At 28.8% G+C, this 15,752-nt stretch carries 13 protein-coding genes and 1 pseudogene; 11 read left to right on the top strand and 3 right to left on the bottom strand.

Translation table 11 applies throughout. The features are described 5' to 3' along the window. Positions 1–325, top strand: a pseudogene (locus tag IQC44_RS01130) (IS256 family transposase, variant Zn-binding type); the annotation flags it as partial. A 169-nt stretch (positions 326–494) separates the two neighbouring features. Beyond that, positions 495–1,721, top strand: coding sequence for a BaiN/RdsA family NAD(P)/FAD-dependent oxidoreductase (locus tag IQC44_RS01125; protein ID WP_198304355.1), 1,227 nt, complete (start codon positions 495–497; stop codon positions 1,719–1,721). Between the two features lie 31 nt (positions 1,722–1,752). Here the strand turns inward: IQC44_RS01125 and trpB are convergent, their stop codons facing one another. Next, a complete protein-coding gene (gene trpB, locus IQC44_RS01120; RefSeq protein ID WP_198304354.1) occupies positions 1,753–2,952 on the bottom strand; it encodes a tryptophan synthase subunit beta in 1,200 nt (399 codons plus the stop codon). Positions 2,953–3,016: 64 nt separating this feature from the next. Between trpB and IQC44_RS01115 the strand changes: the two genes are divergently transcribed. From IQC44_RS01115 to IQC44_RS01105, 3 genes are all read left to right on the top strand, one after another. After that, on the top strand, positions 3,017–4,309 hold the full coding sequence (locus tag IQC44_RS01115) for a saccharopine dehydrogenase family protein (RefSeq protein ID WP_198304353.1): 1,293 nt from the start codon (positions 3,017–3,019) through the stop codon (positions 4,307–4,309). A 69-nt stretch (positions 4,310–4,378) separates the two neighbouring features. Further along, positions 4,379–5,668 (top strand): aminotransferase class V-fold PLP-dependent enzyme, encoded by a 1,290-nt coding sequence (locus IQC44_RS01110; RefSeq protein ID WP_198304352.1) that lies wholly within the window; start codon positions 4,379–4,381, stop codon positions 5,666–5,668. Between the two features lie 367 nt (positions 5,669–6,035). Further along, positions 6,036–6,956, top strand: coding sequence for a metallophosphoesterase (locus IQC44_RS01105; RefSeq protein WP_257120150.1), 921 nt, complete (start codon positions 6,036–6,038; stop codon positions 6,954–6,956). Here IQC44_RS01105 and IQC44_RS01100 read toward each other — a convergent pair. Continuing rightward, the gene (locus IQC44_RS01100; RefSeq protein ID WP_198304350.1) at positions 6,928–7,368 is read right to left on the bottom strand and encodes a deoxycytidylate deaminase; all 441 of its coding nucleotides are present in this window, start codon (positions 7,366–7,368) and stop codon (positions 6,928–6,930) included. The genes IQC44_RS01105 and IQC44_RS01100 overlap by 29 nt on opposite strands. Before the next feature lie 152 nt (positions 7,369–7,520). Here IQC44_RS01100 and accB point away from each other — a divergent pair, with 152 nt between their 5' ends. The 6 genes from accB to IQC44_RS01070 all read left to right on the top strand — a co-directional run bounded on the left by accB (position 7,521) and on the right by IQC44_RS01070 (position 15,347). After that, positions 7,521–7,997 carry an acetyl-CoA carboxylase biotin carboxyl carrier protein gene (gene accB, locus IQC44_RS01095; protein WP_198304349.1) on the top strand — a complete coding sequence of 159 codons (477 nt, stop codon included), beginning with the start codon at positions 7,521–7,523 and terminating at the stop codon, positions 7,995–7,997. A 10-nt stretch (positions 7,998–8,007) separates the two neighbouring features. After that, positions 8,008–9,360: an acetyl-CoA carboxylase biotin carboxylase subunit gene (locus IQC44_RS01090; RefSeq protein ID WP_198304348.1), complete on the top strand. Its 1,353-nt coding sequence runs from the start codon at positions 8,008–8,010 to the stop codon at positions 9,358–9,360. Between the two features lie 217 nt (positions 9,361–9,577). After that, on the top strand, positions 9,578–11,104 hold the full coding sequence (locus IQC44_RS01085; RefSeq protein WP_198304347.1) for a DEAD/DEAH box helicase: 1,527 nt from the start codon (positions 9,578–9,580) through the stop codon (positions 11,102–11,104). Between the two features lie 132 nt (positions 11,105–11,236). Next, positions 11,237–12,820, top strand: coding sequence for an inorganic phosphate transporter (locus tag IQC44_RS01080; RefSeq protein ID WP_198304346.1), 1,584 nt, complete (start codon positions 11,237–11,239; stop codon positions 12,818–12,820). Between the two features lie 23 nt (positions 12,821–12,843). Continuing rightward, a complete protein-coding gene (locus tag IQC44_RS01075; protein WP_198304362.1) occupies positions 12,844–13,755 on the top strand; it encodes an AEC family transporter in 912 nt (303 codons plus the stop codon). Beyond that, positions 13,752–15,347 (top strand): asparagine synthetase B family protein, encoded by a 1,596-nt coding sequence (locus IQC44_RS01070; RefSeq protein WP_198304345.1) that lies wholly within the window; start codon positions 13,752–13,754, stop codon positions 15,345–15,347. The genes IQC44_RS01075 and IQC44_RS01070 overlap by 4 nt, the downstream gene beginning before the upstream one ends. A gap of 27 nt (positions 15,348–15,374) precedes the next feature. Here IQC44_RS01070 and IQC44_RS01065 read toward each other — a convergent pair whose 3' ends face one another. After that, on the bottom strand, positions 15,375–15,752 hold the full coding sequence (locus IQC44_RS01065) for a hypothetical protein (protein WP_198304344.1): 378 nt from the start codon (positions 15,750–15,752) through the stop codon (positions 15,375–15,377).

The raw sequence follows: 15,752 nt of genomic DNA, 5'->3' as shown, positions 1-15,752 counted from the left end.
AAAAGAAAGCTTTGAAGAGGCACTTAATATTTGGTACATAAAGTATAAATCTTTCCTAGAAGAGCAATCTTTGAATCCTAATACTCTCAAATATTCACCAACTCATCCAAGACTATTATCAGCCTATAAAAGTTTAAAAACAAATCTGCCATATCTTTTTACATATAAAAAATTCAAAAAACTACACTTTCCCAATACAACTAACTCTTTAGACGGTGGAGTGTTTTCACATCTTAAAAAACTAACAAAATTACATCAAGGATTAGCTAAAAAAAGAAAGATAAAACTTATAGATGAATATCTAAGTAACTATAATAAAAAATGATAATTTAGCAACCCATTTTTTTCATTAAGCCAAATCTTTCAACTTATAAATTTGAATAGTAGTATATAAAAGATGAACTAAAAATAAATATTATAATTTATTAGAAATGTAGATAAATCTAATTTTGCTATAATCTATTTTTAAAAAAGATGAAAAATTAGGACAAAGTTTGAAAATAGCAATAATTGGAGCAGGAGCAGCTGGTATAATTTCAGCAATAACAGCAAAAAGATTAAATAAAAATATAGAAATAGATATTTTTGATGCAAATAAAAGCATAGGAAAAAAGATATTAGCTTCTGGAAATGGAAGATGCAATATCTCAAATACAACAATTTCATCAAAAAATTATATTGGAGAAAACTCTAGCTTTGTGGATTTTGCTCTAAAAGAGTTTGATTTTACTGCATTCTCTAAATTTTGTAAAAGTATAGGATTACTTCTTGATATAAAAGAAAGTGGCAAAGTTTATCCACTATCAAACGAGGCAAAATCTGTTGTAAACCTTTTCTCTTTAGCTTTGGAAGAGTTAGGAGTTAATATATTTTGTGAACACTTTGTGCAAAATATAGAAAAAAAAGATGATAAATTCACTGTTATTGCAAATGAAAAAGAGTTTAAATCTTATGATAAAGTTTTAATCTCAAGTGGTTTGGGTGCTGCTCCACAATTAAACTCAACAGAAATTGGACTTGAGTTGGCTTCAAGTTTTGGACACACTTTTAATCCAACATATCCTAGCCTTGTTGGGCTTCAAACAAAAGAAACATATAACGGAAAACTTCAAGGTGTAAAAAAAGAGTGCAATGTCGCTTTATATGTAAATGGAAATTTTGAGCAAGAGATTTTTGGTGATGTTTTGTTTACAACTTATGGAGTTTCTGGTTTTGCTATTTTGGATATTTCTCAAAAAGCTGTTTTAAATCTTATACAAAATTTTGATGTGGAGTTGCGAATAAACTTTTTTCCAAAAACAAGTGCAAATGATTTAGCAAACCAAATACAAACTTTGTTTAAAACTTTAGCAAATCAAAGAGCAGTAGATATTTTAACTGGACTTGTATCAAATAAAATAGCTCCAATTTTACTAAATATTTGTAAAATTGACTTAAACACAAAAGCCAATGAGATAAATACAAAACAGATAAAAACTTTGGCATATCAACTTAATTCGTGGAAAATGAAAGTCATAGATACTCAAGGTTTTGCACACTCTGAAGCTAGTGGTGGAGGAGTGCGAACAGCTGAAGTTGATAATAAAACTTATGAGAGTAAATTGTGTAAAAATCTATTTTTTGCTGGAGAAGTTTTAGATATTGTAGGAAATAGAGGTGGTTACAATCTTCACTTTGCATGGGCTAGTGGTTACTTAGCTGGTAAGTCTTTGATAAAATAGTAAAAAGTGGTATTTAAATACCACTTTTTATTTATCTAGGATAATTTTCTAAAACAAAATCTATATCTTTATCGCCTCTACCACTTAAGCTTACTAAAATAGCTTCATCTTTATGCTCTTTTGCATATTTTAGTGCAAAAGCAACTGCATGAGCTGATTCAAGTGCTGGAATTATTCCTTCCATTCTTGATAACATATAAAATGCTTCAACAGCTTCTTCATCACTACAAAGCCCTATATTTGTTCTTCCTATACTATTTAAATATGCATGCTCTGGACCAACACTAGGATAATCTATCCCACTTCCAATACTATGAACTGGTGCTGGATTTCCTTGTTCATCACTTAACATTATAGAGTTAAAGCCATGCATAATTCCTTCTTTCCCATAAGTCAGACTTGCACTGTGTTCGCCTATTTTATCACCCTTTCCTGCTGGTTCAACTGCATATAGTTTTACACTTTCATCTATAAAAGCACTAAAAATTCCCATAGCATTGCTTCCACCACCAACACAAGCGGTTACCATATCAGGAAGTTTTCCTGTCATTTCTATAAATTGCTCTTTTGCTTCAAAACCTATTACACTTTGAAAATCTCTAATCATTTTTGGAAAAGGATGAGGACCTACAACTGAACCTATTGCAAACATTGAGTTTTCTGTATCATTTAAATAGCTTTCAAAAGCACTATCAACCGCCTCTTTTAAAGTTTTTAAACCCTTTGTTGCAGGTACAATTTTTGCTCCTAAAATTTTCATTCTAGCAACATTTGGATACTCTTTTTTTATATCCACTTCACCCATATGAATTTCGCACTCTAAACCAAAATATGCAGCGGCAGTTGCCAGTGCAACTCCGTGTTGCCCTGCTCCTGTTTCAGCTATTAATTTCTTTTTACCTAAATATTTTGCCAAAAGTGCTTCAGCCATACAGTGATTCAGTTTGTGAGCTCCTGTATGATTTAAATCTTCTCTTTTTAAATAGATATTTGCACCAACACTTTGTGATAAATTTTTTGCAAAATATGTTGGAGTTGGTCGTCCTTGATAATGTTTTCTAATAGTTTTTAACTCATTTAAAAAAGTAAAATCTTTTGATAGTTTGGTATATGCTTCATTAATTTCAAAAAATGGTTTTTCAAGTTCTGGTGGAATATATGAACCACCAAATTTCCCAAAATACCCATTAACATCAGGAAAACTATCTAAATAAGGTTTTTGTTTTTGCATATTAAGTGCCTTTGAAATAAAATTATGGTGATATTATCATATTTTAAATAAGATTGGGGGATTTATGCGAGTTGTTTTTTTTGGTGTAGGTGCTGTTTGTAGTGTTATTTCAACACTTTTATGTGAACAATCTAGTAAAAATCTAAAAAGTTGTGTAGAGTTTTTATTTGTTGTAAGAAGTGTTAAAAAAGCAAAAATGCACTTTTATAAAAATAGTGAACTTCTTGAAAGTTCAAAGTTTTTAGAAGTAGAAAAATTTGAAGATATTTTTGATAATCCCCAAAAATACAAAAAGGATTTAAAAGCTTATGATATTTTTATAAACTCTTCTACACCTAGCTATAACATAAATATTATGAAACTAGCACTAGAATTTAACTCAAATTATGCTGATTTGGCAAGTGATATTTATAATGAAGATGTGATAAATAAGTTAAAATTCGAGCAACAAAGCTTAGAGCAAGAGTTTAAAAACAAAAATCTTTTTGCCCTACTTAATCTTGGAATTTCACCAGGTATTACAAATTTTTTAATTGGTGAGAGAATAAACTCTTTGAAAAATCTTCCTTATGATGTGAAAATCACAAAACTTGAGTTAAACTTACTTGAAGAGATACAGTCAAAAAAACTAATATTCTCTTGGTCGCCAAAAGTAGCTATTGATGAATTGGCATTTTCTCCAATATTTTTTAAGAATAATAAAGCAAAAACTATTGAACCATTTTCTAAATCAAAACTCTATAAATTTCCATATTTTAGAAATATCATAGATGTTTATCCAGTTTTTCAAGAGGAGTTAATTTCCTTAAAACAGAGCTTTCCTGAAATTGAAAATATTAAATTAAATATTGGTGGAAATGAGCTTGAGTTGATGAAGAATTTATATCAATTAAATCTTTTTTCAAATAAGTACTGCATAGGAAATGAAAATGAAAAAATATCGGTAAATAGTATTATTAAAAATGTAATTCCAAAGATGAAAAGCCCTGAAGTTATTGAAGATTATATAAAAAAGAAGACTATAAAATATGCAGAGTTTAGTGCAATTGCTGATATTTATATAGAAATTTTAGAGCCAAAAAAGAAGAAAAAAATAAAAAGTATAGAATCTATTGGGCTTAGTTTTAGTAAATATACAGATCTTGTGAAAACACTTTATAGTGGGAGTACTTATGTATCGTATCCAACAGGAATTGGAGCTGGAATTTTGATTTTTTACTCTCTTTTGAAAAAGGAGTTTTTAAAAGGTGTGATTTTAAGTGAAAATCTTCCCGTAATTTTTGGAAATACATTAAATGATATTATAAAAAGAGAACTTGTTTCATATAAAATAAATATTTATAGTCAAATTAAATAGATTTAAAATACAAATAAGATAAAATTATCTCTTATATAAATTTTACTAATTATAAAAAGAGATGATTTTATGCAAAAAGATATTTATAGACCATTTTTAAATGAAAATATAGATAAAGACAACTTCCTAAAATACAATACAATAGGAAAAAATAAAGATAGATACTTTGATTTTACAGCTTCAGGCTTAGCATTTAGGACTATTGAAAATCGTATTTTTGATTTGCTTGAAACATATGCAAATACTCACTCAAAAGAGAGTGGAAATGCCAAAATAACTACATCTTATTATGAAGGTGCAAGAGAAAGTTTGAGAAAATCCCTTGAGATTGATGATAGTTTTGCAATTTTGCCCTGTGGCTCTGGAGCAAGTGCAGCTATAAAGAAATTTCAAGAGCTTTTGGGGCTTTATATTCCACCAAAAACTTTGCAAAGAGTAAAAGTAAATAAAAAATCTCTTCCTTTGGTAATAGTTGGACCTTATGAACACCACTCAAATGAAGTAAGCTTTAGAGAGAGTTTGGCTGAAGTTAAAAGAGTAAAGTTAAGAAAAGATGGTTTGATAGATTTAAAACATCTTGAAAAAATCCTAGAAAAAAATAAGCATAGAGAGATAATTGGCTCATTTACAATAGCTTCAAATGTAAGTGGGATAATAACTTGCTACAAAAAAATCTCAAATTTATTGCGAAAGTATAAAGCAATAGTTTGCTTTGATGCGGCAGCTTCAAGTTCTTATATGAATATCTCATCTTCATATTATGATGTTCTGTTTTTATCTGCTCATAAACTTTTGGGTGGAGTTGGTTCTTGTGGTATTTTACTAGTAAAAAAATATTTAGTTGATACAAAACTAGCTCCAAGTTTTGCAGGTGGTGGAACTGTAAGATATGTAAACAAAACTAGCCAAATTTATGAAAAAGATATAGAAATAAGAGAAGATGCAGGAACTCCTGCTATTACTCAATTTGTTAGAGCTGCTTTAGCATATAGTTTACGAAATGAAATAGGTTTTGATTTTATTGAAGAGAAGAAAAAAGAGTTGTATGCTTATCTTTTGGAAGAGTTGAAAACTATTCCAAATTTGGTAATTTACGGAAATAAAAAAAGTCAAAATATAGGAATAGTATCTTTTAATATAAAAGGTTTTAATCCCTACTCTTTATGTGAAAAGCTATCAAATAGTGGTTTTCAAACTAGAGCTGGATGTTCTTGTGCTGGACCTTATGGACACGATTTATTGGGCTTGAAAAAAGTAGATATGAAAAACAGACCAGGATGGCTTAGAGTTGGAGTTCATTTTACACATACAAAAAAAGAGATAAAAGCTTTGGTTGATGAGATAAAAAAACTTTTATAGTTTTGTGATTTTTGATGGAACAGATGAAATAATTACTAATAAGTAGTAAATAATATTCTATTACTTACAAAAATTACTAAATTGTGGAAATCATTAACACTCTATTAAAAAACTATTAACCTAAACTTTTTATAATTCCCTTATGAGTTTTATGATTTTTTTCTTAGTTTATTTTGTAGCCTTCTCCTTTCAGACCTATATAATAAGAAAACGGTTTATAAATAAACTAGATTTTAATCTTAAAACTAAGAAGTATTTTAGCTTTGCATTATATTTAACATTTTTTGGTGCATTAATGTACCCTATGGCTAGATATTTCCCCGTAGTGCCTAACTGGCTCTATTTTCTCCTTTCCCTACCAATTGGGGTGATATTTTTAACATTTATTATCACTATTTTTCATGACATCATCTCAATTGGTTTTAAAAAGACAAAATTATCTACAAAAAGAAGAAATTTTTTCAAAAAAACAATTGACATTGGAGCAACTTCACTTATCATAGCAACAAACCTAAAAGCTATGGATAATGCACGAAATATAGATATAGAAGTTGTTGATGTTAAAATAAACAGTTTAAAAATACCATATAAAATAGTTCAATTAAGTGATATTCATATTGGTGGCTTAATTGATAAAAAGTTTATAAGTGATTTAGTAAAAAAAGTAAATATTTTAGGTGCAGATGTTGTAGTAATTACAGGTGATTTGGTTGATACAAAACTAGAGTTTGCAAAATCTGCTTTAGATGAATTAAAAAATATTAAAAGTGTTTATGGAACATATTTCATTGTTGGTAACCACGAATATTTCCACGGAGTTGTATCGATTATCGATTATGTAAATTCTCTAGGAATAAAAACTTTAGAAAATGAAAATATCTATATTGGAGATGAAAGCAAAGGTTTTAATTTGGCTGGAGTTTATGATAGATTTGGATTTAAATATGGTTCATATGAACCTGATATAAATAGAGCATTGGAAGATTGTAAAAATAGTCCAACAATACTTTTAGCACATCAACCAAAATATTTAAAAGATTTAGATGATACAAGTAAAATCGATTTAGTTCTTTGTGGACATACTCACGGTGGGCAAATTTTCCCTTTTAACTTTTTGGTAAAACTAGAACAACCTTATGTAAAAGGGCTTCAGCAACACAATGAATTTACACAAGTCTATGTAAATAAAGGAACAGGTTTTTGGGGACCACCTATGAGACTTGGAGCTAGTAGTGAGATTACAGTATTAAATTTAAAACCTAATTTTGTGAAATCTGCTCAATCTTAACCCCATTATCTTCTAAAAATTTAGAAATAATACTAGAGTTTGTATGTTCATAAGCTTTTTCATAGACTATTCTTTTAATTCCACTTGCAATTAAATTTTTTGAACATTCGCTACAAGGTTCTAAAGTTACATAAATTGTACCACCTTCTATGCTTATTCCTTTTCTTGCAGCCCAAATAATAGCATTCATTTCTGCATGAATTTCATAAGTTTTAGACCAATCGTGATGCTCTTTTGTATATTGTCCATCCCAAAAATCACAACAATTTTTGTATCCAGCTGGTGTTCCGTTGTAGCCTGTTGATAAAATTCTTCCATCTTTTACAATTACAGCTCCAACTTGTTTTGAAACACATTTTGAAGCAAGTGCTATCTCTTTTGCTATGTTTATAAAGCTTCTATCATTTAACATTTGTTTATTCCTAAAAAAAATTATTTGATTATATCAGAAGAGAGATTTTAATTCAAAATCTTAAAAATTGCTTATTTTCTTATGAAAAAATACATATATTAGAAATATTTTGATAATATGATGAAAAATTTTTATTAAAATAAAGGCTAAATATGGATTTTAAAGACATCAAAGAGTTAATTAGAGTTTTCGACAAAAGTGAACTTAATAAACTAAGAATTAAAGAAGCAGAGTTTGAAATCTCTATGCAAAGAGGTTTTGAAGGTGGAGTTACTACTGTTTCTACAACTCCTATGGTTCAAGCTGTTGCTCCTGTTCAAGCTATTTCTACATCTGTAGCATCTTCTTCTCCTGCTTCAAGTGAAGTAAAACAAGAAGTATCAGCAAGTGGTATTACAATAAATGCTCCAATGGTAGGAACATACTACTCTTCTCCATCTCCTGATTCACCAGCTTTTTGTGGGATTGGTGATATTGTAAGAAAAGGGCAAACTCTATGTATTTTAGAGGCTATGAAAATTATGAATGAAGTTGAAGCTGAATATGATTGTAAAATTGTTGATATTTTAGTTCAAAATGGTGATCCAGTTGAATATGATATGCCAATTTTCGTAGTAGAAAAAGTATAAGTAGTAAAATATGGCAGAAATCAAAAAGATTTTAATAGCAAATAGAGGTGAAATAGTTCAAAGAGCTATTAGAACTATTAAAGAGATGGGTAAAAAATCTGTTGCTATTTATAGTGCAGGAGATAAAAATGCTTCATATTTAAAACATGCTGATGAAGCTGTTTGTATAGGTGGAGCAAAATCAAGTGAATCATACTTAAATATCCCTGCAATTATAACTGCAGCTGAAATGACAGGTTGTGATGCAATTTTCCCAGGTTATGGGTTTTTATCTGAAAATCAAGATTTTGTAGAGATTTGTAAACTACACAATATCAAATTTATTGGACCATCTTCAGAAGTTATGGAAAAAATGGCTGATAAATCAAAAGCAAAAGAAGAGATGATAAAAGCTGGAGTTCCTGTTGTTCCAGGAAGCAAGGGTGCTGTAAGAACTCTTGATGAGGGTAAAAAAATTGCACGTGAAATTGGTTATCCAATTATGGCTAAAGCCGCCGCTGGTGGTGGTGGAAGAGGTATGAGATTAATCAAAGAAGAGAGAGATTTTGATCAACAATATCTTGCAGCTTCAAGTGAAGCACTAGCAGCCTTTGGTGATGGAACAATGTATCTTGAAAGATTTATTAATAATCCAAGACATATTGAAGTTCAAGTAATTGGAGATAGTCATGGAAATGCTATTCATATTGGGGAGCGAGATTGTTCACTTCAAAGAAGACACCAAAAAGTTTTAGAAGAATCACCTGCAATTTTATTAAATGACGAAACAAGAGCAAAACTTCATGAAGTTGCAATTAAGGCTACTAAATATTTAAAATATGAGGGTGCTGGAACTTTTGAATTTTTAGCAGATGATAAGCAAAATATCTATTTTATGGAGATGAATACAAGACTTCAAGTAGAACATCCAGTTTCAGAAATGGTTTCAGGTCTTGATATTATTGAGTGGATGATTAAAGTTGCACAAGGTGAAGCTTTACCTGCTCAAGAGACTATTAAATTTAGAGGTCATGCAATTGAGTGTAGAATTACAGCTGAAGATCCAAATACATTTTTACCTTGTCCTGGAAAAATAACTCAATGGATGGTTCCAGGTGGAAGAAATGTAAGAGTTGATTCTCATATTTACACAAACTATATAGTACCACCTCACTATGACTCAATGATTGGAAAACTAATCGTTTGGGGAAGAGATAGAGAAAAAGCAATTAATATTATGAAAAGAGCTTTAAGTGAATTTGAAGTTGAAGGAATTAAAACAAATATTCCATTTCATAAAAAAATGATGTTAAATAAAGACTTTATAAGTAATAACTACGATACAAAATACCTTGAAGACTACAAAGGTCTTGATAGTATATAAATAAAATGTTTTAAGGGTTTTCCCTTAAAGCAAAACTTAATATAAACTTAGCTATAATCCGCCGATTTATACACATTTATATGCCTATCTTTTTTAAAATTTAGTAATTTTATACTAAAAACTTACATAATTTTTTATGCTTGATAATACATTCAATAGAAAGGTTTTTTCAATATAGGAGTGTATACTGAAAATATATACCTAAAGAGGATAAAAAATGACTTTTAACGATTTCAATTTTAAAGAGCTTCTGCAAAAAGCAATAGAAGAAGCAGGATTTAAAGAACCAAGCCCAATACAAATAGAGGCAATTCCACATATTCTTGATGGAAAGGATATTGTAGGACAAGCTCATACAGGAACTGGTAAAACAGCAGCATTTGGACTTCCAATTTTAAATAAATTAGGAAAAAAAGCTGGAGAAGCATTAGTGATTGTTCCAACAAGAGAACTAGCAATGCAAGTAAGCGATGAGCTATACAAATTTGGAAAGCACCTAGGAGTAAACACTGCAACTGTTTATGGTGGACAATCTTATTCAAGACAGATAAAATTACTTGAAACTTCAAATGTAATAGTAGCAACTCCTGGAAGACTTCTTGATTTATTAAGAAATGAACAAATAAAAATTAAACCAAGATTTGTAATCTTAGATGAAGCAGATGAGATGCTTGATATGGGATTTTTGGATGATATAAAAGAGATTTTTACATTTTTACCTGAAGAGAGACAAACTTTACTTTTCTCTGCAACAATGCCAGTTGCTATTAAAAATCTTGCAAAAACAATATTAAAAGAGCCAGAATTTGTAACAATTACAAAAGCTGATGTAACAAATAAAAATATTACACAATCTTTTTATGTAGTAGATGAAAAAGAGAGAGATGATGCTCTTATTAGACTTTTTGATTATAAAAATCCAAAAAAATCTATTATATTTTGTAGAACAAAAAAAGATGTTGATAGATTATCAACTTTTTTAGTTTCTCAAGGATTTATGGCAAAAGCACTACACGGTGATATGGAGCAAAAACAAAGAGAAGAAGCTATTAGAGCATTTAAATCTTCAAAACTTGAAGTTTTAATAGCAACAGATGTTGCAGCCAGAGGACTTGATGTAAATGATGTAACACATGTATTTAACTATCATTTACCTTTTGATGGAGAGTCTTATGTTCATAGAATTGGAAGAACAGGACGAGCAGGAAAAGATGGAATGGCAATTTCTATTGTAACTCCGCATGAATTTAGAACACTTCAAAGAATTGAAAAAACTATTGGTACAAGACTTGAATCAAAAGTTGTTCCAAATATAAATACAGTAAAACAAAAAAAGATTGATGAGTTAAAACAGACTATTCTTGATCAAGAGATAAAAGATTATGCTATTTCTATTGTTGAAGAGCTAAAAGAAGAGTTTGATATTTCTACAATTGCATTTAAATTAGCTTCAATTATTGCTTCTAAAACTTATGTTAAAGGAAATAACAACATAGGTAAAAGTGAAATTGATATTAAAAAACTTTTAGAGATGCTTGGGAAAAATGATAGAAATGATGATAGAGGTGGTAGAAATCGAGGCGGAAGACGAGATAACTACAGAAGAGATAGAAACAGAGGTGATAGATCTGAAAGAAGAGATAGAGATGATTCAGGTTCAAGAAGACAAAGAAGTTCTTCATCATCACAAAAACCAAATACAGATAAGCCACCAAGAGCTCAAAGAAGTAGAAGAAGAGATTAATCTCTTCTTTTAGCTAATTTACAAATTCCTATAAAAAATTATTCTTTCTAATAAAGCACTTTTTATAATATATAAATAAGATTATTTGGACTATAATATTTGTATTACATTTTTATTACATAAGGATAATTCATGGATATGAAGACCATAAAAACCATAGAAAGTGCCACCGAAAAATCTATCTCAAGCTTTGCAAAATTATCTCTCTCTTTGCTATTTTTATTAGCTGTATTTCTTTGGACATATTCATCTCACGGTAAAGTACCCGACAATACTTTTTTAATAATTGGTGCTATTTTTGGCGCTTACATGGCTTTAAATATTGGAGCAAATGATGTTGCAAATAATGTAGGACCATCAGTTGGAGCAAAAGCTTTAACCTTAACAGGTGCAATTATAATAGCAGGAATATTTGAAAGTGCTGGAGCAATTATAGCAGGAGGTGATGTTGTAAATACAATCAAAAGTGGAATTATAGACCCAAATTTAATTGCAGATAAAAATTCATTTATTTGGGCTATGACAGCTGGACTTCTTGCTGGTGCTGTTTGGTTAAATTTTGCAACATCTATTGGAGCTCCAGTTTCAACAACACATGCAATAGTTGGTGGAGTAATGGGAGCTGGAATTGCAAGTGCTGGTTTTTCTATTTTAAATTGGGGAAGTTTATTTGAAATTGCATCTTCGTGGATTATATCTCCTATACTAGGTGGTATTGTTGCAGCTGGTTTCTTATATTTCATAAAAAAACAGATTGTTTACAAAGAGAATATGCTTGAACAAGCGCAAAAATTTGTTCCCATTTTAATTGCAATAATGACTTGGGCATTTACAACTTATCTTATTCTAAAAGGTTTAAAACAGTTAATAAATATAGGATTTTATAGTGCTTCAGGAATAAGTATTTTATTTGCTATTGTAGCTTATTATCTCACTAAAAAAAGTATTGAAAAGAATTTATCAAATTTAACAAATGATAGATCAAGTGTTAATAAACTTTTTACACCTGCTCTAATATTTGGTGCAGCACTATTATCATTTGCACATGGTGCTAATGATGTTTCAAATGCAATTGGTCCACTTGCCGCTATAAATGATGCAATAATGCATGGTGGAAGTAGCATACAAGCATCTGTACCATTTTGGATTATGTTTGTTGGTGCTATAGGAATTGTAATTGGATTGGTATTATATGGACCAAGACTTATAAAAACTGTTGGTAGTGAAATTACAGAGCTTGACCAGATGAGAGCATTTTCTGTAGCTATGGCAACAGCTGTAACAGTTATTCTTGCAAGTCAACTGGGACTTCCAGTTTCTTCTACTCATATTGCAATTGGTGGTGTATTTGGTGTTGGTTTCTTAAGAGAAGCTCTTGATATGAGTGAAAAGAATTATGTTCAAGATATTAGAGAAAAGTTCAAAAAGCATAAAAAAGAGCTTGAAAAATCTCAAGCAGATTTATCTAAACTTGAAGCTGTTAAAGATAAAAATAAACAAACATATATAAAAATTGTTGAATTATTCAAAAAAATTGATGAAATAGAAGCTCAAGTAAAACAAGAGAAAAAAGATTTCAAACAAGCAAAAGGTGCAAAATATGTAAAAAGAGATGCTGTGAAAAAGATTGTTGCAGCATGGGTTATAACTGTACCTGCATCTGCACTTTTAGCAGCTGGAATTTATTATATGATTAAAGGAATTGTAGCAGTTTAAGAACTGCTACAAAAGGATAAAAAATAGAAGCTTTACTCTCAGTTATACCTATTTATTTTTTTATCTTTTTGGGTTTTGTTGCAAAAAAAAGGCTAAAAACCCAAATAGATGAAAAATCATTTGTTCTTCTCTCTTTATATTTTCTTCAACCAATTATGATTTTTTGGGGTTTAACAAAAGAACCAATAAACTATGAATTTATTATGTCTCCTCTATTCTTTTTACTTTGTATGGGAGTTACTTTACTTTTAATGTTACTTTACTCAAGATTTATATTTTCATCAAAAACAGATGAAAATATCTTTTTAGCAACAGCTTTAATAGGAAATACTGGAAATCTTGGAATTCCACTTGGAATTGCACTTTTTGGTGAGCAAAGTGTACCCTATACAAGTATCATAAATATTGCAAATATCTTTTTTATGTACACCTTTTCAATCTATTTTTTTGCTAGAGATAAATTTAATTTTAAAGAGTCAATAAAATCTATTTTTAGAATTCCTGTTATTTGGTTTGCACTTTTTGCACTTTTATTTAACTATTATTCTATTCCTATTCCAAAAGAGTTTGATTTTGCTTTAGAAATGGGTGCTTATACCTCTTTGACTTTGCAATTAATTATCTTTGGTTCTTATCTTTATAGTGTAAAAATTAAAACTCTACCTTGGAAACTATCTTTGCAAATAAGTTTTGCAAAACATATTTTATTGCCAATTGTTGGAGTTTTTATTGTAGTTGCTTTTACAAATTTTAACTCAATGGTAGCTTCAATTTTAATAATGGAACTTATGATGCCACTTGCTGTTAATAATGTAAATTTTTCTGTAATATACAACACAAAACCAACAGAAGTGGCCGCTACAATTTTAGTATCAAGTGCAATTTTTGTATTTTTACTACATTATTACATAGAAATTATTGAGCTGTTTTTATGAAAAAATTTGATTTTAAAGATTTAACTATATATTTTGAAGGTGAAATTTATAATAAAAATGAGTTTCTTTTTGATGATGAATTTTATCTTTTAGAAGATTTATATCTAAAATTTGGCTTTGATTTTATTTCAAAATTAGATGGTATTTTTGCTTTTTGTATCTATGATAAAAGAAAAAATCTATATTTTTGTTCTCGTGATAGATTTGGGAATATTCCATTATTTTACTATATAAAAGATGATAATTTTATATTCTCTACTTCAATAAAAGAAATCTTAAATGAGCTCAAAAGCACACCAAAAATAAACAAAATAGCACTTAGTAAATATATGCAACACTTTTCTACTTTTGGTGAAGATACTTTTTATAGTGATATTTATAAGCTAGAAGAGAGTTCTTATTTGGTTTTTGAGTCCAATAAAGAGTTGATTAAGAAAAGATATTACAAAATAAACACATATAAAGCAGTAGATTGTGAAATAAAGGCATTAAATGATTTAGAAGAGCTTTTATTTACTTCAATCGAAAAAAGGCTTAAATCAACTCCTAGCACACTTTTAAGTGGAGGAGTTGATAGCTCTCTAATTTCTTCAATATATACAAAAATATCTGGCAAAAAAATAGATACTTTTAGTATAGGTTATGATGAATATAAAAATTATTGTGAACTTCCCTTTGCTAAAATTACTTCAAATCATATAAACTCAAATCATCATGAGATTGTAATAGATAAAAAAATATATATAGAGAATTTCTATAAAACTTTATATAGTTTTGATGAGCCTCATGGAGATAGTGCAGCTGTTCCATTAAATTACTTGATGAATAATGTTAAAGAATTTGGTGTAACTTCGTTGTTATCAGGGGAAGGTGCAGATGAACTTTTTTTAGGATATGATAATTATGCAAAATTTTTAAAATATTATGAGTTTGAAAAATCTCTTAATAGTGAGCAGTTTTTATTCCTTGATGAGATAATTGGTGCTTTACAAAATAATACAAAAGAGAGTGAATATTTAAGAAGAGTTATAAAAAAACAAAATATTTATAACTCTTTTGGTGAAGTTTTTAATGATATGCAAAAAAGAAAACTTTTTATAAAAGTACCAAATTATAAAAGTGAAACTCCAAAAAAAGATGCAGTTGATTGGATGAGTTATATTGATATAAAACTTTGGGTTGCAAATCCTGTTTTAACAAAAGTTTATAAGGTTTCAAAGGCAAACTCTTTGCAAATTCATACTCCATTTTTGGATAATGATATTTTAAAATATGCCTTTAGTATAGATAGTAAAATAAAAGTAGGAGATACAAATAAATATCTTCTTAAAAAGATAGCTCATAAATATATTCCAAAAGAGATTATAGCTAGAACTAAAAAAGGTTTTAATAGCCCTTTTAATGAGTGGCTTCATAGTGAGTTTGGAAGCTCTATTTTGGATACTATTTTAGAAGTAAATAAGCAAACAAACTTTTTTAATGATAAATATTTGAAACATATATATGAATTAGCTAGTTCGAATAAGTTCAAACAACACTTATATTCTCTTTTTATATTTTCTTTGTGGTATAAGAATACTTATCTAAAATAAAAATGTTTCACGGGAAACATTTTTATTTTAAGCCCAGAAATCTTTTAAGGCTTCACTTTTACCTATTTTTTCTTTATCAGAATTATTTTGCCCAAGTTTTTCAATTTCTAAAAGAGCATTTCTATAATCATCATCACTAATGCTTTTTTTATCTAACTCTATTTTTTCTTTTTTATTTTGATTATAATCTTGATTGTATTTAGATATGTTTTTTAATACTAAATATTCCTCAATTATTTTTTCATATTCATTAAAATCAAGTAGAATTGCAGCTGGTTTTCCATCTCTTAATATTACAGCTTTTTCTATATCTTTACTATTTAATTTATCAAAAATTGTTTTATTTTTTCTTACAAGGTCTGTTGCTGAAAACATCTCTTTTGAACTATATTGAAGAAGTGACAT

The sequence above is a fragment of the Arcobacter vandammei genome (genome assembly GCF_016106035.1).
Lineage (GTDB): Bacteria > Campylobacterota > Campylobacteria > Campylobacterales > Arcobacteraceae > Aliarcobacter > Aliarcobacter vandammei.
The sequence above is the reverse complement of the archived record's forward strand: the minus strand, read 5'-3'. Positions and strand labels throughout refer to the sequence as shown.